Annotated in this window: 15 protein-coding genes; 2 read left to right on the top strand and 13 right to left on the bottom strand. The window is 64.9% G+C overall.

Going from position 1 to position 20,294, the window contains the following annotated elements:
- Window positions 1-260: 260 nt before the first annotated feature.
- The 11 genes from kdpE to trxA form a co-directional block, all read right to left on the bottom strand.
- On the bottom strand, window positions 261-971 hold the full coding sequence (gene kdpE / locus PCE31106_RS17085) for a two-component system response regulator KdpE (protein ID WP_130026306.1): 711 nt from the start codon (window positions 969-971) through the stop codon (window positions 261-263).
- On the bottom strand, window positions 964-3,780 hold the full coding sequence (locus tag PCE31106_RS17080) for a DUF4118 domain-containing protein (RefSeq protein ID WP_150564096.1): 2,817 nt from the start codon (window positions 3,778-3,780) through the stop codon (window positions 964-966). Before PCE31106_RS17080 ends, kdpE begins: the two co-directional genes overlap by 8 nt.
- Before the next feature lie 183 nt (window positions 3,781-3,963).
- Window positions 3,964-4,548, bottom strand: a complete 585-nt coding sequence (gene kdpC / locus PCE31106_RS17075; protein ID WP_150564095.1) for a potassium-transporting ATPase subunit KdpC — start codon at window positions 4,546-4,548, stop codon at window positions 3,964-3,966.
- Window positions 4,549-4,625: 77 nt separating this feature from the next.
- Window positions 4,626-6,752 carry a potassium-transporting ATPase subunit KdpB gene (kdpB, locus tag PCE31106_RS17070; RefSeq protein WP_150564094.1) on the bottom strand — a complete coding sequence of 709 codons (2,127 nt, stop codon included), beginning with the start codon at window positions 6,750-6,752 and terminating at the stop codon, window positions 4,626-4,628.
- A gap of 28 nt (window positions 6,753-6,780) precedes the next feature.
- Window positions 6,781-8,586 carry a potassium-transporting ATPase subunit KdpA gene (gene kdpA / locus PCE31106_RS17065; protein WP_150564093.1) on the bottom strand — a complete coding sequence of 602 codons (1,806 nt, stop codon included), beginning with the start codon at window positions 8,584-8,586 and terminating at the stop codon, window positions 6,781-6,783.
- Window positions 8,583-8,675 carry a K(+)-transporting ATPase subunit F gene (gene kdpF / locus PCE31106_RS17060; RefSeq protein WP_017231679.1) on the bottom strand — a complete coding sequence of 31 codons (93 nt, stop codon included), beginning with the start codon at window positions 8,673-8,675 and terminating at the stop codon, window positions 8,583-8,585. Before kdpF ends, kdpA begins: the two co-directional genes overlap by 4 nt.
- A gap of 328 nt (window positions 8,676-9,003) precedes the next feature.
- A complete protein-coding gene (locus PCE31106_RS17055; RefSeq protein ID WP_254441129.1) occupies window positions 9,004-9,978 on the bottom strand; it encodes an amino acid ABC transporter substrate-binding protein in 975 nt (324 codons plus the stop codon).
- Between the two features lie 237 nt (window positions 9,979-10,215).
- Window positions 10,216-11,208: an amino acid ABC transporter substrate-binding protein gene (locus PCE31106_RS17050; protein ID WP_174975248.1), complete on the bottom strand. Its 993-nt coding sequence runs from the start codon at window positions 11,206-11,208 to the stop codon at window positions 10,216-10,218.
- 269 nt (window positions 11,209-11,477) lie between these two features.
- Window positions 11,478-12,065 (bottom strand): P-loop nucleotide/nucleoside kinase family protein, encoded by a 588-nt coding sequence (locus PCE31106_RS17045; RefSeq protein WP_150564091.1) that lies wholly within the window; start codon window positions 12,063-12,065, stop codon window positions 11,478-11,480.
- Complete coding sequence (locus tag PCE31106_RS17040) at window positions 12,062-12,439, bottom strand: cupin domain-containing protein (RefSeq protein WP_150564090.1); 378 nt, start codon at window positions 12,437-12,439, stop codon at window positions 12,062-12,064. Before PCE31106_RS17040 ends, PCE31106_RS17045 begins: the two co-directional genes overlap by 4 nt.
- Window positions 12,440-12,471: 32 nt before the next feature.
- Window positions 12,472-13,323 (bottom strand): thioredoxin, encoded by an 852-nt coding sequence (gene trxA / locus PCE31106_RS17035; protein WP_150564115.1) that lies wholly within the window; start codon window positions 13,321-13,323, stop codon window positions 12,472-12,474.
- Window positions 13,324-13,340: 17 nt separating this feature from the next.
- Here trxA and PCE31106_RS17030 point away from each other — a divergent pair, with 17 nt between their 5' ends.
- Window positions 13,341-16,037 carry a cation:proton antiporter domain-containing protein gene (locus tag PCE31106_RS17030; protein ID WP_367649270.1) on the top strand — a complete coding sequence of 899 codons (2,697 nt, stop codon included), beginning with the start codon at window positions 13,341-13,343 and terminating at the stop codon, window positions 16,035-16,037.
- 100 nt (window positions 16,038-16,137) lie between these two features.
- Here the strand turns inward: PCE31106_RS17030 and PCE31106_RS17025 are convergent, their stop codons facing one another.
- Window positions 16,138-17,037, bottom strand: coding sequence for a pirin family protein (locus tag PCE31106_RS17025; RefSeq protein WP_150564088.1), 900 nt, complete (start codon window positions 17,035-17,037; stop codon window positions 16,138-16,140).
- Between the two features lie 199 nt (window positions 17,038-17,236).
- On the opposite strand from PCE31106_RS17025, the gene greB reads away from it, so the two are divergent.
- Window positions 17,237-17,800 (top strand): transcription elongation factor GreB, encoded by a 564-nt coding sequence (gene greB, locus PCE31106_RS17020; RefSeq protein WP_017233501.1) that lies wholly within the window; start codon window positions 17,237-17,239, stop codon window positions 17,798-17,800.
- A 66-nt stretch (window positions 17,801-17,866) separates the two neighbouring features.
- On the opposite strand, the gene PCE31106_RS17015 is transcribed toward greB, so the two are convergent.
- A complete protein-coding gene (locus tag PCE31106_RS17015; protein ID WP_017233500.1) occupies window positions 17,867-20,290 on the bottom strand; it encodes a RelA/SpoT family protein in 2,424 nt (807 codons plus the stop codon).
- Between the last annotated feature and the right edge of the window lie 4 nt (window positions 20,291-20,294).

The following is a 20,294-nucleotide window of genomic DNA, read 5'->3' as shown; positions in this document are numbered from 1 at the left end:
TCGTCCCCGGAAGACAAGCGATCCTCGTAACGGGTCGTCCCGTCACGGGGTTCCTTTGGATGTCGAATGACATGGCAGAACGCCAACGTCGCGAAGCTGCAACTTGGCATCTCACCGCCAGGGCGATCGCCGGACATCGCTCAGGGAACCGCACGATTTTAGCAAAGCTCGCGCGCCGCGGTCACCCCTTGCACCGATGCCCAGGCCTCCGGGATCGCACCGCTACGCGAACTCGCCCTTGCGGCATGCTCCGCAAGCACTCAGCCGATGGCGTCGATCTCGAGCCGGTAGCCGACCCCCGTCTCCGTGAGAATGTGTTGCGGCTGTGCCGGATCGACCTCCAGTTTCTGCCGCAGGTGTCCCATGTAGATGCGCAGGTAGTGATGGCTCTCGACGTGCGACGGCCCCCACACCTCCTTGAGCAATTGGCGGTGTGTCAACACGCGCCCCGCATGACGCACCAGCGTGATCAGCAGCCGGTACTCGATCGGTGTCAGATGCACCGGGTCTCCCGCGCGCGTGACCTTGCGTCTCGCCAGATCGATGTGGATGTCGCCGAACGAGAACGCTTCGTCGAGCGTTTCCGAATTGCCGCCACGATGATGACGTCGCAATTGCGCCCGTATCCGCGCGAGCAGTTCCGACACCCCGAACGGTTTGGTGAGGTAGTCGTCCGCACCGACATCGAGCGCCACGACCTTCTCTGCCTCCTCGTTGCGAGCGGACAGCACGATGATCGGCATATCGGTCCAGCTTCGCACTTCGCGAATGACCTCCACGCCGTCGATATCCGGCAGTCCCAGATCGACGATGAGCAGATCCGGCTTGCGCGTAGCGGCCTCGACCATGCCCTGCCGCCCCGTTTCCGCCTCGTGCACGACCATGCCTTCGGCCTCAAGCGAGGTGCGCAAAAACCGGCGGATCTGTCGTTCGTCTTCAATCACCACGACGGTGATGGTCGGTTCACTCATGTTGTTGGGTCGCGTTGGCGTCGGGGGTACGGGATGTCTGCAGCGGGTCGGCGGGCAAATCCGCATGGACGTCTTCCGGGCCCTCCAGACTCTCCGGCGCCATCGGCGGCGTTTCGATCGGCAACGTGAAGATGAAGCGCGCGCCACGACCGTCGGGTCCGTTGGTGGCGTGAATTCTACCGCCGTGCGCTTCCACGATGGCGCGACAGATCGCTAGTCCGAGTCCGATGCCTGGCTTGGCGGACTCCTTTTCCCCGCGCATGAACTTCTCGAAGATACGCCCTTCCATGCCCGGGGGCAGACCTGGCCCGTCATCGCTGACGCTCACTTCGACCTCGTCGCCCTGCACGCATGCGGCGATGTCGATATGCGAGCCCACGGGCGAATACTTCGCGGCATTCTCCAGCAGGTTGGTGAACAACCGCTCCATCAGCACGGCATCGAAGCGCAGCAACGGCAGGTCGGCGGGCAGCCGCGTGCTCACCTCATGCCCGGCGAGCGATCGACGGCAGGCGCGCAACGACGTACCCACCACTTCCTCGAGCATCTGCCACTGACGGTTGAGCTGCACGCCGCCCGCTTGCAACTTCGCCATGTCGAGCAGATTGGTCACGAGCCCCGTCATGCGCTGCGCCTCCTCGTGAATGGCCTCGACGAGTTCGGTGCGCAACGGCCCGGGCGTCTGGGCATTGCGGCTCAGCATGCTGGCGAAACCCACGATGGACGTCAATGGTGTTCGCAGATCGTGCGAAATCGCCGAGAGCAGGGAGTTGCGTAGTCGCTCGGACTCCATCGTCACCAGTGCATCCTGCGCGATCTCGACGTAATGAACACGCTCGAGCGCGAGCGCGATCTGCGCGGCAAACGTATCGAGCAAACGCTGCTGATCCGGCGTGTCGATGGCGCCGCCGCCCTCCGGCGCCGGGGCGACCACCAGCACACCCCGCGTGCGCATCGGCGCGCGAAGCGGGAGATAGTAAGCGTCCGACGCGGGCAACGTGTTGGTCCCCCGCCCCGCCGCTTGCTGACGGTCATACACCCACTGGGCGACATCGGTATCGATGTGCGCCGGCATGGTGTCCGACTGCGCGTTCTCGACCGGCTGGCGCACACTGCCCTGGCTGTCGGGCAGCAGCAGCGCCACGCGCGCCTGGAACACTTCGCGCACGTGGCGCGACCCGATTTCCACGATCTGTGGCGTAGTGAGCGCCGCCGCCAGTTCGCGCGCCATGGCGTACACCGCGCCCGTGCGACGCTCGCGCCACGTGGCCAGCCGCGCCTGGAACCGCAGGCTGGTTGTCAGATGGCTGATGACCAGGGCGACGGTGAGCATGACGGCGAACGTCAGCAGGTACTGGGTGTCGGACACCGACAGCGACATCTTCGGTGGCACGAAAAAGAAGTCGAACGCCAGCACCGACAGAAACGACGCGAGCACCCCTGGACCACGCCCAAGCCGCATGGCCGCCACGATCACGCCGAGCAGGTACAACATGGCGATATTGGCCAGATCGAGGAACGACGTGAGTTCCGCCGCGACAAGCGACACGGCGCCGCAGATACCGACGGCCCATGCATAGGCACGCCAGGGCCCGCCCACGAGCCCCAGCTCCGGGGCCGTTTCGAACCAGCCGCGCCAGTCGCCGCGCACCACGCGCTTGTCGGCCACGGCGTCCCCTGCCGCCGGTCCGATCAACACGACGTCCACGCCGCGTGCGCGACGCAAAAGTTGCTCGTGCAGCGGCGTGCGGGCAGTCCACCCGCGCCGTGCGCCGCTCGCGCCCACCACCAATCTCGAGACGTTGCGCATCTGGGCGTAGGCGAGCAGCGTGGTCGCCGCGTCCGCGCCATCGAGCGTGAGCGTTTCGGCGCCCAATTCCTGAGCGAGTTTGAGCGTTGCGTAGGTACTTTCTCGACGCACCGGCGATTGCCGCAGGATGGCGGGCGTCTCGACATGTACGGCCAGCCAATCGGCGCGCAGGCTCGCGGCGAGCCGCGCGGCCGCGCGGGCAAGCGCCACGCCCTCCGGGCCCGGGCCAATAGCGACGAGCAGCCGCTCACGGGCTTGCCACACCTGGCTGATCGATTGATCGGCGCGGTACTCGCGCATTTGTGCATCGACGCGATCGGCCGTGCGACGCAGCGCCAATTCGCGCAACGCGATCAGATTGCCCTTGCGGAAGAAGTTGCGCACCGCGCGCTCGGCCTGCGCGGCCATATACACCTTGCCCTCGCGCATGCGCTCGAGCAGTTCGTCCGGCGGCAGGTCGACCAACTTCACTTCGTCGGCCAGATCGAAGATGCGATCGGGCACCGTCTCCCACACACGAATGCCGGTGATTTGTCCGACCACGTCATTGAGTCGCTCCAGATGCTGCACATTGAGCGTGGTGTACACGTCGATGCCGGCGGCGAGCAATTCCTGCACGTCCTGCCAGCGCTTCAGGTGACGCATGCCCGGCACGTTTGCATGGGCGAGTTCGTCGATCAGCGCCACGGCCGGTTTGCGCGCCAGCATGCCGTCGAGATCGAATTCGCGCAGCACGCGGCCGCGGTAGTCGACCGACTTCTGCGGCAGGACTTCCAGCCCCGCCAGCAAGCGCGCCGTTTCGTCGCGGCCATGCGTCTCCAGCACACCGACCACCACGTCGGTACCCTCCTCGCTGAGCTTGCGCGCCGCCTGTAACATCGCGAACGTCTTGCCCACCCCGGCGGACGCGCCGAAGAAAATCTTCAGCCGGCCACGCTGCTCGCGGGCTTCCTCGCGCTGCAGCTTGCCGAGCAGTTCATCGGGATCAGGGCGTTCCATGCCAGCCATCGAATTCATCCATCAGAAAAGCGAGCGCCTCGCCATCAGGCGAGGCTCGCGTCGATGCATCGGTTGCCCGATGACGTCAAAAGGCGATACGCGCCGGGCGTGCCGCCAATCTACCGCAGGCGGCGAGGCAAGACCAGCCATTCTCCGGTCTGCCTCGCCCGGTGGATACCCATTTCAGACGCTGCCGTGCGTCAGGGCGTCCAACGCGAGGTTCAGCGCCAGAACATTCACCCGGGGCTCTCCGAATATGCCCCACTGACGGCCTTGCGTGTATCGCGCAACCAGCGCGCGCACGGCGTCGGGGGCGAGGCCACGCGCCTTCGCCACGCGCGTGACCTGATACTCGGCGGCCGCCGGGCTGATGGCCGGATCGAGACCGCTGGCCGAGGCCGTGACCAGATCGCCCGGCACCGGCAGGGTTGCGCTCGGATCCGCCGCGCGCAACGCGGCGATGCGTGCCTTTACGGCGTCGGCGAGGGCGGGGTTGAGCGGGCCGAAGTTCGAGCCACCCGAGGACACGCCGTTATTGGGCATCGGCGCGGTGGCCGACAGACGTCCCCAGAAGTACTTCGGTTCATCGAAATTCTGGCCGATCAGCGACGAGCCGACCGCCTTGCCGTCTTTGTAGATGAGGCTGCCGGCGGCTTCGCGAGAAAATGCCGCGCGGCCGATGCCGGTCACGACCAGCGGATACACCAGCCCTGTAATGACCGACAGCACGACGAACAAACTGAGCATCGGACGCAAAAGGGATTTCATGACATCGATTCCTTGAAGTTTCAGCAATGTGGCCCGAACGCAGGACCCATCGGCCATTGCGTTCGGGCGCCGCGCGATCAGGCCCAGCCCATCGCGGCAATGAACATGTCGATGACCTTGATGCCGACGAACGGCACCAGGATCCCGCCCAGACCGTAAATCAGAAGATTGCGGCGCAGCAGCGTCGCGGCCCCGACCGGGCGATACTTCACGCCCTTGAGCGCCAGCGGAATCAGCACCACGATGATCAGCGCGTTGAAAATCACGGCCGACAGAATCGCCGACGACGGGCTCGCCAGGCGCATCACGTTGAGCGCATCGAGTTGCGGATACGTCGTGGCAAACGCCGCCGGAATAATCGCGAAGTACTTCGCCACGTCGTTCGCAATCGAGAACGTGGTGAGGCTGCCGCGCGTCATCAGCATCTGCTTGCCGATCTCGACGATCTCGATCAGCTTGGTCGGATTCGAATCCAGGTCGACCATGTTGCCCGCTTCCTTCGCGGCTTGCGTGCCCGAGTTCATCGCCACCGCCACGTCCGCCTGGGCAAGCGCCGGGGCGTCGTTCGTGCCGTCGCCCGTCATCGCCACCAGCTTGCCTTCGGCCTGGTACTTGCGAATCGTCGCGAGCTTCGCTTCCGGCGTGGCTTCGGCGAGGAAGTCGTCGACCCCGGCTTCGGCCGCAATGGCTGCCGCCGTCAAACGGTTGTCGCCCGTCACCATCAGCGTCGTGATGCCCATCTGGCGAAGTTCGGCGAAGCGCTCCTTGATGCCGCCCTTGACCACGTCCTTCAGCTCGATCACGCCCAGCGCGCGGGTCCCGAGTGTGTCTTGCTCGGCCACCACCAGGGGCGTGCTGCCGCGACGCGCAATCTCGTCGACCGCGCTGGCCAGCGCCACCGGCCATACGCCGCCGGCCGATTCCACGTAGCGCTTGAGCGCGTCTGCTGCGCCCTTGCGGATCTGCTTGTCCGCAAGGTCCACCCCGCTCATGCGCGTTTGCGCCGAGAACGGGATGAACAGCGCGTGCAGACCGCCCATTTCGCGCTCACGGAGATTGAAACGCTGCTTGGCGAGCACAGCGATGCTGCGCCCTTCGGGCGTCTCGTCGGCCAGCGAGGCGAGTTGCGCGGCGTCGGCCAGCGTGCGCTCGTCCACGCCCGGGGCCGGCACGAATTGCGATGCCTGACGGTTGCCCAGCGTAATCGTGCCGGTCTTGTCGAGCAGCAGCACATCCACGTCGCCCGCGGCTTCCACGGCGCGCCCCGACGTGGCGATCACATTCGCTTGCATCATGCGGCTCATGCCGGCCACGCCGATGGCCGAGAGCAGCCCGCCGATCGTCGTCGGAATCAGACACACCAGCAGCGCGACGAGTACGGTAATCGTGACCGGATGCCCCGCTTGCGTGACGAACACGCTGTAGATCGAATACGGCAGCAGCGTCGCCGTGGCGAGCAGCAGCACCAGCGTAAGCGCGACGAGCAGGATCGTGAGCGCGATTTCATTCGGCGTCTTCTGCCGCTTCGCGCCTTCCACCATGGCGATCATGCGGTCGAGGAATGCCTCGCCCGGGTTGACCGTCACGCGCATGACCAGCCAGTCCGAGAGCACGCGCGTGCCACCGGTGACGGCCGAAAAATCGCCGCCCGACTCACGAATCACGGGCGCGGATTCGCCTGTGATCGCCGATTCGTCGACCGACGCCACGCCTTCCACCACTTCGCCGTCGGCCGGGACCACATCGCCCGCCTCGACCAGCACGAAATCCCCGCGACGCAGACTGGCACTATCGATAACCAGACACTCCGCGTCGCGCCGGGCCGAGCGCAATTGCTTGGCCGGCACGTTCTTCTTGGCCTGGCGCAACGAGGCGGCCTGCGCCTTGCTGCGGCCTTCCGCCAGGGCTTCGGCAAAATTCGCGAACAAGACCGTGAACCACAGCCACAGCGTAATGGCGAGGATGAACGGCGCGCTCGCCTCGGCGTGGCCCGCCACGGCCATGCCGAACAGCACCGTCGTGAGCAGGCTGCCCACGTACACCACGAACATCACCGGGTTTCGGGCTTGCGTGAGCGGATGCAGCTTGCGGAACGAGTCGACAATGGCCGGCTTGACGATCGCGGGGTCGAACATCGACAGTGACGTCGACGTGTGCCCTTTGCCCGCCGGCCGGGTGACGGTATTTCCTGAGGGTTGATTCATGAGTGCCTCGAATGCCTCATTTCAATAATCAATGCGCGCCGATCATCGTCAGATGTTCGGCAACCGGACCGAGTGCGAGCGCGGGCATATACGTCAGCGCGCCCACCAATAGCACCGTACCGAGCAGCAGCACGACGAACAGCGGACCATGCGTAGGCAACGTGCCCGAGGTCGCGGCGATGCGCTTCTTGCGGGCGAGGGCACCGGCAATCGCCAACACCGGCACAATCACCCAGAAGCGGCCGAACCACATCGCGATCGCCAGCGTGCTGTTGTAGAACGGCGTGTTGGCCGACAGCCCGGCAAATGCGCTGCCGTTATTGTTCGCGGCCGAACTATAGGCGTAGAGAATTTCCGAGAAGCCGTGCGTCGCCGGATTCGCCACGCCCGCCTGCCCTGCCGGCACCAGCACCGCAAGCGCCGTGCCGAGCAGCACCAGCAGCGGCGTCATGAGCACGGCCACGGCGACCATCTTCATCTCGAACGCCTCGATCTTCTTGCCGAGGTACTCCGGGGTGCGGCCGATCATCAGCCCGGCCACGAACACCGCGAGCATCGCGAAGACGAGCATGCCGTACAGGCCCGAGCCCACCCCACCGAAGATCACCTCGCCCAACTGCATCAGCAGCATCGGCACCAGCCCGCCCAGCGGCGTGAGCGAATCGTGCATCGCGTTGACCGCGCCGCACGACGCCGCCGTCGTCACCGTGGCGAAAATGCCCGAGGCCGCGATACCGAAGCGCGTTTCCTTGCCTTCCATGTTGCCGCCCGCCTGCGTGGCGCTCGCCTGCTGATCGACACCGAGCGTCGTCAGCACCGGATTGCCGGCCTGCTCGGCCGACACCGTGGCCACGGCGGCAATCGAGAACGCAATCGTCATTGCGGCGAGCAGCGCGAGGCCCTGGCGACGATCGCCTACCATGCGTCCGAACATATGACACAGCGCCGCCGGGATCAGGAAGATCGCCAGAATCTGAAGGAAGTTCGACAGCGGCGTCGGGTTTTCGAACGGGTGCGCCGAATTCGCATTGAAGAAGCCGCCACCGTTCGTGCCGAGCATCTTGATCGCTTCCTGCGAGGCGACCGGGCCCATCGGCAGGGTTTGCGTCTGCGTCACGGCAGGCGTTGTCACCGGCTTGCCGGCGGTGTCGAGCTTCGGCTGACCGTCCGGGCCAAGCACCGGATTGTCGTAATGCGTGGCTTGCAGCGTGGTGACATCCTGATAAGCGCTGAAGTTCTGAATCACGCCCTGACTCATGAAAGCCGCTGCCAGCAAGACCGAAAGCGGCACCAGAATGTAGAGCGTAATGCGGGTCATATCGACCCAGAAGTTGCCGATCGTCTGTGCCGTGTGACGGGCAAAGCCGCGAATGAGTGCGACCACCACGGCAATGCCGGTGGCGGCCGACATGAAGTTTTGCACCGCCAGACCGAGCATCTGCGTGAGATAGCTCATGGTCGACTCACCGCTGTAGCCTTGCCAGTTGGTATTGGACACAAAGCTCACGGCCGTATTCATCGACGAGTCCGGGGTAACGGCCCCCAACCCTTGCGGATTGAACGGCAGCCAGACTTGCCAGCGTTGCAGGGCGTAGACCGCCAAGGCGCCGAGCGCGTTGAAGCCGACGAGCGCGATCGCGTACGCGCGCCAGTGCATTTCCTTTTCGGGATCGATGCCGCACAGGCGGTAGAGCGCGCGTTCCAGGGGCGCGAACCAGCGGTTCACGCGAGATTCGCCGGCGAGCACGTCGGCCATGAAGCGGCCGAGCGGGCGTGCCAGCACCAGCAGCACGACGAGGAAAACGCCGAGCTGAATCCAGGCGTTGAGCGTCATGCCAGATCCTCCGGCTTAAAGAGCGCGTAGACGAGATAAGCGAGCAGCGCGATCGTGAGTCCGCCGCTCAGCCAATACATGGCGGTCATTGCTGCCCTCCTACCGACGCGCAGAACGCGACAAAGCCGACGGTCGAGGCGAGGAACACCGCGATCACGCCGAGATATAGCCAGTCCATGACAACTCCCTATCGTGTGGCGGCTGGCACGCCACGGACGCGACGCGCCCTTGCATGCGCATGCCAGCCGTGCCTTGAACGATACGGATCGACGCGTAAAGACGGAGATAAAAGGGATAAACGGGGTGTAAACAACGCGTAAACAAAATGAGCCCGCCCATATCACTATGGGCGGGCTTCAGACCCGTCGTAAGCGCGGACGCGGCGGGTCATCCCACCGGCAGCGCCCTAGACGCGCATCATTCGCTCACTTGCGATCCTTTGTGCCAGACCTCAACCACTTCCTTGCTAGGTTCCAGGTTCAGATTGACGTTGCGTGGCGGGATCGGTTGCTGGAACCACTTGCGTTGAATGCGGCGAATGTCGCCTGAGCTGAACACGTGGGCGAGCGTCGTATCGACAAAGCGTTTGAATTGCGGATCGTCGCGGCGGAGCATCAACGCGTTGAGTTCCGTTTCCAGCGGTGCACCGACAATGACAAAGTCGCCTGGCTCGCGCGCGGTGGCGCGCAGACCGGCGAGCAGCACGTCGTCCAGGGCGAAGGCCTTGGCGCGGCCGGTTTCCAGCGTCATCATCGACTCGCCGTGATCGCGAGCGGGGATCACTCGGAATCCGCCTTTGTCGGCCTGCGTGCGGGCTAGGCGCTCGCCGGTCGAGCCGGCGGACGCGACCAGATTCTGCCCCTTGAGGTCGTCCAGACCGCGAATGTTGTCCTTCTTGTTCACGAGCAGCCGCACTTCCGAGACGTAGTACGGGTTGCTGAAGCCGACTTGTTCGGCGCGTTCCGGCGTGATGGTATTCGGTGCGCAGTCCAGGTCGACGGTCCCGTTCTTGACCAGGGGAATGCGGTTCTGCGGCGTGATGGACATTTCACGCACGCGCAGGTTCGGCAAATCGAGGGCGGTCTTCACGGCGTCGACGACGGCGTAGCAGAGGTCCATCGTGTAGCCGACCGGCTTGCCCTTGTCATTGACGTAGGCGAAGGGAATGGCGGCTTCGCGGTAGCCGAGCGTAATGATGCCGGTGTCGCGGATTTTCTTGAGGGTACCGGTCAAGTCGCCGTGCACGGTGGGCAGGGGGACGACGGTGGGGTCGGGCTTGGAAGGGGCGGCGACGGCCATCGATATACCGGCTTGGGTGGAAGACCACACGGCGAGACCGATGACGACGCGCTTGGCGGCGCGCTTCCAATTAGCGTTCTTGAGACGACTCACAGCAAATTCCTATCAAGTTAACAGCACGATAGCAATTTACAGAAATGGGCGATCGGGAGCAAAGAAGCGTTTGTCATTAGCTTATGGCGGGTGACGGGAACGGAAGAGACGGACCGGGGCCCCTTTCTGCAGCGAGTTGGGTTTATGTCTGAGAGGCGGAAAGGGGCCTCGGTCCGTCGAGGAGGCGCGATATCGCGTCTGGAGGGAGGGGGGGCGCGAGAGGGTTCCCGAGACAAGTCAACCGCGTGGCGAGGAAGACGCAGCGGAGGTGTCGTTCTCCGTCGCGTTAGTGTTGCCATCAGCGGTTGCCCGGAAGCGCGCCCCGGCTTCCCAGATCGCGAGCACCTCGGCCGACGGCACCACCTGAAGGACATGCCCGAAAGGCGGCACGGCGGTCTGGAACGACTCGCGTTGGAGCTGGCGCATATCTCCGGTGCGGAATATCTCGGCGAGTGCGGCATCGACACGCGTCTTGAACGCCGGATCGTCCTTGGGCAGCACGAGGGCGTAGTGCTCGGGCTGAGTCGCCAGCGGTGGTCCGACGATACGGAAAGCGTCAGGCGACTTGCTGGTGGCGCGTAGGCCTTCGAGCAGCACGTCGTCGAGCGCGAGCGCTTGGGCGCGATGCTCGCGCAGCATACGAAACGCGTCGTCGTAGTCGCGCGCCATCAAGAGCTGAAAGCCTGCCCGCGCGTGCCGGGCGCGCACCAGCCGCTCGGCGGTCGTGCCTTGCACCACGGCCAGCCGCAATCCTCGCATATCGTCGATCGAACGAATCCCGGCGCCCTGCCGAACCATGAGGCGGACATTCGCGGCGTAATACGGCAGACTGAAGGCCACCTGTCGCTCGCGCGTGGCCGTGACGGTCGACGGCGCGCAATCGATGTCGATGGCATCCCCCTTGATCAGCGGTCCGCGCATCTGCTCGATCACGCGCACGGGGGTAATGCGCAGGTCGGGCATCGCCATCTCGCGTTGCAACGCTTGCACAACGCGTTGGCACAGCGCCCACGCCAGCCCCATTGGCTGATCCTGCGCATCCACATAAGAAAATGGAACCGCCGTTTGCCGATAGCCCAGCACGATGCGTCCGCGTTCGCGAATGCGTGCCATCGTCGGAGAGGCATCTGACATCGCGGCGAACGCCGAAGCGTCGTCGCCATAGGCCGCCGCCGACTCCGCCAACGACCACGGGATCGCCGCCATATTCACCCGTGGCAGTCCGGGCACAGGCGGCGCGCCTGCATGCGCCACAATCGGGATAACGACGTTAGCGACGATAACGACCGCCAACCCGGCCGAAGCCGTCAACACACGACGCAAGCATGCGCGTAGACAACCTGCGACACGGGCCGCAGACGATGACAACCAGCAAGGTGGCAGGAACATGATCGAGGCGGGGACAGGGCGAAAAGTGTCCGTACCTTAGCAACGCCCTGCCCCGATCTTCCTCGCGGGAATCCCTTTTCGGACAATTCCCTAGGAACGTATTTCGAATATCAGCGAGTCTGCACCAGCAACGTTTGCAGCAGACGCTCGTCGTCTTCCGCCGTCGGCGCGGTATTGTCGTAGCGCGCCAGCTGCGGGAACGCCTCGGCGGACGGCGAGAACCGGCGCAGCCGGTAATCGTCCCAATGCGCCAGCTTATAAGCGTCGTTCGGATTGCCTCGGCTCACGATGCGCGCCTTCGCATCGGCCTCGCCGAGCTCGACCCAGACCACATGCACGCCCACGTCGTCATCGACACCCAGCCACGCGCGATCGAACAACCGCCCTTCGCGCAACTCGCGCGAGAACGGTCCGACCACCAGCACGTTCACCCCGAGACGAAGATTCTCGCGCGCCGTGTCCAGCAGTCCCGCGTACTCGGGGTCGCGCAACGTCTGCAAATACACTGGACTGTCGCGGTCATTCGGATTGCCCGTCAACGCGCCCATCACCGAAGCACTGTAAGCACCATAAAGCGTGTCTTTATCGAGCAGACAAAACGCTTCCCCACTGCGCGCAATCAGCGGGCCGATCAGGCGCTTCGCCAGCGTCGTCTTGCCCGCCCCGGCGTGACCGCAGAAAAAAATGAGGCGCGTCATGATTGCGCCTTGCGCTCGAACATCACGAAGTGTTTGCGCACCGGTTCGACAACCTCGAACACGCCCTCGAAGCCCGCCGGAATCACACAGGCGTCCCCCGGCCCGAACTCCGACGCGTTGCCATCGAGGTCGCTGATGCGAATACGTCCTTCGATCACCGAAAAATATTCCTGACGATGCGGACCAAAGGCAATGCGCCACGCGCCGGGTTCGCACGTCCATTCGCCGCAATCGAACTCGCCCAGCGCGTCCGTGTAGAACGGTCGCGTCACCCGTTGCGGATTGCCTTCGAGGCGACGCGCTTGCGTGGGGTGGTCGAAGATGGCTTCACCCGCCTGGGCGGGTGCGAAAGTGATCAGAGCGGGAGCAGTCATCAGCGTGAGGAAAAAATGTCAACAAAGTAGACTCAATTGAGCGCTGCGCTCAGCTTGCGGCGCCACGCGGCGACCGTGGCCGGGTCCGTCTCCGAGAGCGCATCGAAGATGGCCAGCATCGACTTGCGTGCGGCGTCGTCGCCAAACGCGCGGTCGCGCTGCACGATGTCCAGCAACGCCTGCAATGCCGGTTCGTAGGTGCGATCCGCCAGATAGCGGTTGGCAAGATCGAGCCGCGCCTGCAAATTGTCAGGATCCGCTTGCACGCGCGCAAGCAGCGCCTGCGCGGGCGGCAGATGACTCGCCTGCTCGGCGGCGGCAATGCGCGTGTTCAGCGCGGCGATGCGAGCGTCGCCACTGGCCGCCGTGCGCGGCGAGAGCAGCGTCAGCTCCGCGCGCGCGCCGTCGACCTCGCCCATGCCGAGCAACACGTCGACCAGATCGAGACGCACTTCGTCATGCGCGGGATCCAGCGCCAGCGCGGCTTGCAACGCGTCGCGCGCGACCTCGGGCTTACCTGCCGTCAACGCCTCGCGCGCCACGCGGCGCGCCATCTCCGCCGGATTCGGCACGATCCGATCGATGAACGCGCGCAACTGCCCCTCGGGCAAGGCGCCTACGAACTGGTCGACCGGCTCGCCGTCGACGAAGGCGACCACCGTCGGCAGGCTGCGCACGCCATACTCCGCGCAAAGCTGCGCGTTCTCATCGGCGTTGATCTTCACGAGACGAATGCGACCCTGCGCTTCGGCTTCCAGCTTTTCCAGCAACGGTCCGAGCACGTTGCACGGGCCGCACCACGGCGCCCAAAAATCGGCGAGCACCGGCACTTGATGCGAGACGGCCAGCACGTCGGCATCGAAACTGGCGAGATGGGTATCGATCATAGGTCCTATCGAGCATGGTAAATTGCGTGGACGGTGGCCGTCACTCATCGAATGCAGCCGCCCGCTTGACGCATGGTAAGCATGGTAATCGCAAAACTGGGCAAATCGGTACGGACGCGCACGCGCGCGCCGGGTTCCCGACCCGGCCGTGCGTCGTCCCACCGGTCGCACGACTTGCAGGGAGGCACATGCACGCAGGCCATGGCACGGCAATTTTCTTCACCCAACTACTCCTCTTGGTCCTTGTCGGCAGATTGCTGGGCGAGGTCATGCAGCGCCTGCGCCAGCCGGCGGTCATGGGGCAGTTGCTGGCCGGCGTGCTGCTCGGCCCGTCCGTCTTCGGCGCCCTGATGCCCGCCTGGCAGCACGCCGTCTTTCCCGATACCGAAGCGCAGAAAAGGATGCTCGACGCGGTCGCCGAACTGGGCGTACTGCTACTGCTGCTGTCCACCGGGCTGGAAACCGATCTGGGCCTCGTTCGCCGCATGAAGCGAATGGCCATCTTCGCGTCGGCCGGCGGCATGGTGGTCCCCTTCGCCTGCGGCTTTGCGCTTGGCTGGCATCTACCCGACGATCTCCTGCCGCATCCCGAGGCCCGGCTGGTCACCTCCCTCTTCCTCGGCACCGCGCTGTCGATCTCGTCCGTCAAAGTCGTGGCGACGGTCATTCGCGAAGTCGACTATCTGCGCCGCAACATCGGCCAGATCATCCTGGCGGCCGCCATTCTCGACGACACCACCGGCTGGATCATCATCGCTGCCATCGCCGGCCTGGGGGCGAGCGGCTCGATCGATCTCGGCCATCTGTCGATCAGCCTGGGGGGCACGTTGCTGTTCATCGTGCTGTGCTTCACCGTGGGCAAACGTGCCGTGGCCGTCGCCATTCGCTGGACCAACGATCGCTTCACCGCCGAGATGCCCGCACTCAGCGCGATTCTCGTGATCACCTTCGTGCTGGCGCTCGCCACCGACAAGCTCGGTGTGCATACCGCCCTGGGCGCGTTCATGGCGGGCGTCATGATCGGGCAGTCGCCGATTCTCACCGAGCAGATCGAGGCACAGCTGCGCGGGTTGATCGTTGCGCTCTTCGCGCCGGTGTTCTTCGGGGTTGCGGGCCTGTCGGTGGATCTGACGATCCTGCTCGACTGGCGCATGCTCGGTCTGGTCGCCGGATTGATCCTGATCGCGAGCGTGGGCAAATTCACCGGCGGCTTCGCTGGCGCGCGCCTGGGCGGCATGTCGTCGGCCGAAGCGCTGGCACTCGCGACCGGCATGAATGCGCGCGGTTCCACCGAGATCATCGTGGCGAGCATCGGGCTTTCGCTGGGCGTGCTCAGCCAGGACCTGTTCACCATGGTCGTCGTCATGGCGCTGATCACCACACTCATCATGCCGCCTGTGCTGCGACGGGCACTCGTGCGCATTCCGCTCTCGGCGCAAGAGAAGGCGCGGCTCGAGAAAGAGGCGGCCGAGGAGAAGGACTTCCTGCCGAACGTCGAACGGATTCTGGCCGCCGTGGACGGCAGCGCCAACGGACGCTTCGCCGCATGGATCGCCGGGCTGACGGCCGGCGTGCGCGGCACACTGACGACCGTACTCGCCCCATCGCCCACCAAGACGAACGACGGCGCGGCGGCGCGTGACACCCGCGAGCCCTCTGAAGCCTCGGACAAGCCAGCCGGCCAGGACACACGCACCCATGCGGCCGACGGCGAAAGCGACGGGCGCGACGCCTACGATATCGCGCTCGCGGCCGCCACACTGGCGGCGCCACGCGCCCCCGGCACACCGGGGGTCGAAGACGATTCAGGCGCCGACAAGGCGCGCGAGGCGGCGCGTCTGGTGCTGCGCGAGCGCACGGGCAAGGCGCCGCAGAAGACGCCGGATTTGCCGCATGGGCCTGTCAAGGAGAGCGCCGGCAAGGTGCCATCGGCAGACGCGTCGAACGAACATGGCGCCCCGAAACCTGAACCGGTGGGTGAAGCGCACGACGACAAGCGCGTGAGCAACGCGACCGAGACAGGCGATTTTGTGGCGAGCGATCCGTCGGACGCGGCGCGCGAGCAGGAAGCATTGCAACCCGACCGCAGCCACGAAGCCAATCGCATTTCCGACGAAATCGCCAAGGGCTACGGCTTCGTGATCGCCGGATTCGACGCCCCGGGCGAGGAGACGGACTCCGACGTCCCGCCGCTGCCCTTGCCCACGGGCGTGCTACCGCTCACCAAGGCGTTCGATGGCGCGATCGGCATCGTGCTGGCCCACGGCGAACATGCGCGCAAGCCCGATGCGCCGCTCAACATCCTCGTGCCCGTATCGGGCACCGACTACTCGCGGCACGCGGCCGAACTCGCGATCACGCTGGCGCGCGCGGCGAACGCGCCCGTCACGGCGCTCCACGTGTCCGCGCGGGTGGCGCCCGGCATGCTGCATCGGCGCTGGCGCCCGCGCGTACTGAAGCCTGACGCCGCCGAAGCCGCCATGATGGAGAACCTGCATGCGCTGGCCAGGCGTAACGGTGTGAAGCTTCGCACCCGTCTGCTCGCCGGCGGCAAGGTCGACGAAGCCGTGCTGCACCAGATCCATCACGGCAAACACAATCTGCTGGTGCTCGGCGTGCAACCCCGCTTCGGCGACCGCCTCAACTTCGGCGCCGTCTCGCACCGTCTGCTGGAAGACCGCCGGTGCTCGGTCATCGTGCTGAGCGCGTGAGGTGGGCCGTGCGGCATTGCCCACCAGCGCCCATGTCCCCGAATAAAAACGCCGGCGGCCGAACGTTTCGGCAACCGGCGTCGAGACGCGCCAACGAAGCTTAGTTAGCCGACGGCTTTCGCTCCGGCAGCGGAATCCACTCCGTCTCGCCGGGCACCGTGCCCATCTGCTGGGCCGTCCAGGCGGCCTTGGCCTGTTCGATGCGCTCGCGACTCGACGATACAAAGTTCCAGAAGATGAACCGATCGCCGTCGAGCGGCGCGCCGCCGAGCAGCATCAACCGCGCCGGTTGGTCGCCTGCCACAATACGCATATCCGCGCCCTGGGCGAGCACGCCCATACGATGTTCGGGCAGCACCTCGTCGTTCACCGTCACCTCGCCCTGCACGGTGTACACGGCGCGCTCCGCATACTCGGGCGGCAGCACAAACGCCGAGCACGGCGCCATATCGACAGCCAGATAAAAGATCGGCGAAAACACCTTCACCGGCGCCGTCTGGCCAAACGCCTGGCCGAGAATCAGGCGCATATGCACGCCGGGCAGGAAGATGTCCGGCAGCGACGACGCCTCGTGATGCGCAAACGACGGCTCGGTTTCCTCGTCGGCCTGAGGCAGGGCCACCCACGTCTGAATCCCGTGAACGTCGCCGCCGCGCTCGCGCACATCGTGCGGCGTGCGTTCGGAATGAACGATGCCGCGCCCCGCCGTCATCCAGTTCACCGCGCCCGGGGTGATACGCTGATCGCTGCCAAGACTGTCGCGATGCCAGATCTCGCCGTCGAACAGATACGTGACCGTCGCCAGCCCAATGTGCGGGTGCGGACGAACGTCCATGCCCTGGCCCGGCGACAGCGTGGCCGGCCCCATGTGGTCGAAGAAAATGAACGGCCCGACCGTCTTGAACGGCAGACTGGGCAGACTGCGCTGCACCGTAAAGGCGCCGATGTCGCTCAGGTGCGGCTTGAGCACGGCGAGGAAGGGGCTGGTGGAATCGGTCATGGTGCAGCTCTCCTGCGTTCGGATGGGCAATGGGGCGAATGTGAACCGATTGTAGAGGACATTGCCGGCTCGCTCCATGACACCTGTGCATGATTGCCGAGCGGCTTTTCGCGCCTGCGCCCATGGACGATGCGCATCGCTCCTATAATGCAGGGATCCCGAAACGCTCCCCACACGCGCGCAGCGCGTGCACCGACTTATGAACAAAGCCTTTGTCAAGGAAGACAGTGGCGACGACGATGACGATCTCGACGCCGGCACCCCGGACATTCCCGCGGGCACCAAGAACTACATCACGCCGACGGGCTATCAACGCCTGAAGAACGAATTGCTCGACCTCATCGACAATCAACGCCCCGAGGTGGTGAAGATCGTGTCGTGGGCGGCGTCAAACGGCGACCGCTCGGAGAACGGCGATTACATCTACGGCAAGCGGCGCTTGCGCGAGATCGATCGGCGTATCCGCTTTCTTACGCGGCGCCTCGATAACGCCGAGGTGGTCGATACGCGGCGTCAGGAGAACGTCGATCAGGTGTTTTTCGGGGCCCAAGTGACCTATGCCGACGGCAAGGGCGACGAGCACACGATCAGGATCGTCGGCATCGACGAAGTCGATCTCGACCGGGGATATGTGAGCTGGATTTCGCCGATGGCCCGCGCGATCACCAAAGCGAAAGTGGGCGACACCGTGCCGCTGCGCACGCCGGCCGGGCTCGAACAGATCGAGATCCTGGACGTGCACTACCCGCCGTCGGACGGCTAGCGAATCAGGCCATCCAGGCCGTGTGTGCCGGCGCGCGCCCGTTCGACGGGGGCACCGGCCCGCGCGTCAGTAGTCGCCGCGTTCGCGCGTGATGCGCATGGCGTGATTGGCGTGCAGCTCTTCCTGATGGCGCTCGCTCGGTCGCTCGCGCGCCACGCGCATCACATCCGGATTCACGCGGATGCGGCGCATGACGTTGGCCAGATGCACGCGGTCGCTCACCTGAATGAGGAAGCGCAGCGTTGCCGATTCGTCCGGCACCACTTCATCCATGCCAATGTGCACGATGTTCGCGTCCGAGGCGGTAATGTCGGCCGCCACTCGCGAAAACACGCCGCGATTGTGACGCACGAGCACCTTGATGCCCACGTCGAACAGCCGCCCCGGCTGCGGGGACCACGCCACATCGATCCAGCGGGTTCGGTCCTTGCGGTGAATGCGACGCGCGACCGGGCAATCGGTCGTGTGGATCGCCATACCCAGCCCGATGCCGATATACCCCATGATCGCGTCGCCGGGAATCGGGCGGCAGCACGCCGAGAACTGCACCGACATGCCTTCCGTGCCGGTAATGAGCACCGGCGGCCCGACCGTCTCGTCGCCGTTACGCGGGGAGTCCGGATCGTCCGGGCTGTCGGTGTCGTTCTCGCTTTCCTTGCCCGACGAGAGCACCGCGAGGCGCTTGGCCATGACCGCCGCGACCCGACGGCCCAGACCAATGTCCGCGAAGATATCCTCTTGATCCTTGTTGCCCGTCCACTGCGCGAGCTTGTCCCAGGTCTCCGGCGAAATTTCGCTCATTGTCAGGCCGTAGCCCTTGAGCGCTTGCTCCACCAGCCGTTCGCCCAGTTGCACCGACTCGGCGAAGCGCATCGTCTTGAGGTAATGGCGAATCGCCGAGCGCGCCTTGCCGGTGCGCACGAACCCAAGCCAGACGGGGTTCGGCTTCGAATACGGTGCCGTGATGACTTCCACGATGTCGCCGTTCTTCAGTTCGGTGCGCAGCGGCAGCAGTTCGTTGTTGATCTTGACGGCGACACACTGATTGCCCAGGTCGCTGTGGACCGAATACGCGAAGTCGAGCGCCGTGGCACCGCGCGGCAGCGCCATGATGCGCGCCTTCGGCGTGAAGACGTAGACGGCGTCGGGGAACAGGTCGATCTTGACGTGTTCGAGGAATTCGGTCGAATCGCCGGTCTCGCTCTGGATGTCGAGCAGCGATTGCAGCCAACGATGCGCGTGCTTCTGCACATCGTTCATATCCGCGCCGCCATTCTTGTATAGCCAGTGAGCGGCTACGCCCGCTTCCGCAATTTCATGCATGCGGCGCGTACGAATCTGAAATTCGATCGGGGTGCCGAAGGGGCCGACGAGCGTCGTATGCAGCGACTGATAGCCGTTGACCTTCGGGATCGCAATGTAGTCCTTGAACTTGCCCGGCACCGGCTTGTAGAGCGCGTGCAATACGCCGAGCGCGAGGTAGCACTGCGCATTGGACTCGACGACGACGCGGAAGCCGTACACGTCGAGCACCTGCGAGAACGACAATTGCTTCTCCTGCATCTTGTTGTAGATGCTGAAGAGCGTCTTCTCGCGACCGAAAACGTCGGCACTTACCTCACCTTCCGTGAGCGCCTTCTCGACGGCGTCGAGAATCTTGCCGACCACTTCGCGCCGGTTGCCGCGCGCGGCCTTCACGGCCTTGTCGAGCACGGCGTAGCGACGCGGATGGTAATTCGCGAAGCTCAGATCCTGCAGCTCGCGGTAAGTATTGTTCAGGCCCAGGCGGTGCGCGATGGGCGCGTAGATATCGAGCGTCTCGCGCGCCACACGGCGCTGCTTCTCCGTCGACGTGACGCCCAGCGTGCGCATGTTGTGCAGCCGGTCCGCAAGCTTGACGAGAATGACACGAACGTCGCGCGCCATCGCCAGCAGCATCTTGCGGAAACTCTCGGCTTGCGCCTCTTCGCGGCTGCTGAACTCCATCTTGTCGAGTTTCGACAGACCATCGACCAGTTCCGCGACCTTCGGGCCGAATCGCTCGGCGAGTTCGGCCTTGGTCACGCCCTGGTCTTCCATCACGTCGTGCAACAAGGCGGCCATGATCGACTGCGCGTCGAGCTTCCACTCGGCACAGATCTCGGCAACGGCGACGGGATGGGTAATGTAGGGTTGTCCGCTCTGGCGATACTGGCCCAGGTGGGCTTCGTCGCTGAACTGGAAAGCTTCCTTGATTTGCGCGAGGTCGCTCTCCTTGAGGTACTCCCCAAGCATGCCCTTCAGACGGGCGATCGAGACGACCTCATGCTTGCGCGGCTGCTCTGGCGTCGCCGTCGGACCGAAGAGGTGCCGATACGACTGCTCGAGCAGCGCGTCAATGTACTGCCGCGTGGCGCTTTCGCCCTTTTTCTTTTTACGCTCGGGCTTCGGCTCCCCCGCTTTGGGTTCATCCGCAGCGATGGACGCGGCCGGTGATTTTGCATGACTCATACGT

Origin of the sequence: Pandoraea cepalis, assembly GCF_902459665.1 — a bacterium.
In the GTDB taxonomy this organism is placed as follows: domain Bacteria; phylum Pseudomonadota; class Gammaproteobacteria; order Burkholderiales; family Burkholderiaceae; genus Pandoraea; species Pandoraea cepalis.
The sequence above is the reverse complement of the archived record's forward strand: the minus strand, read 5'-3'. Positions and strand labels throughout refer to the sequence as shown.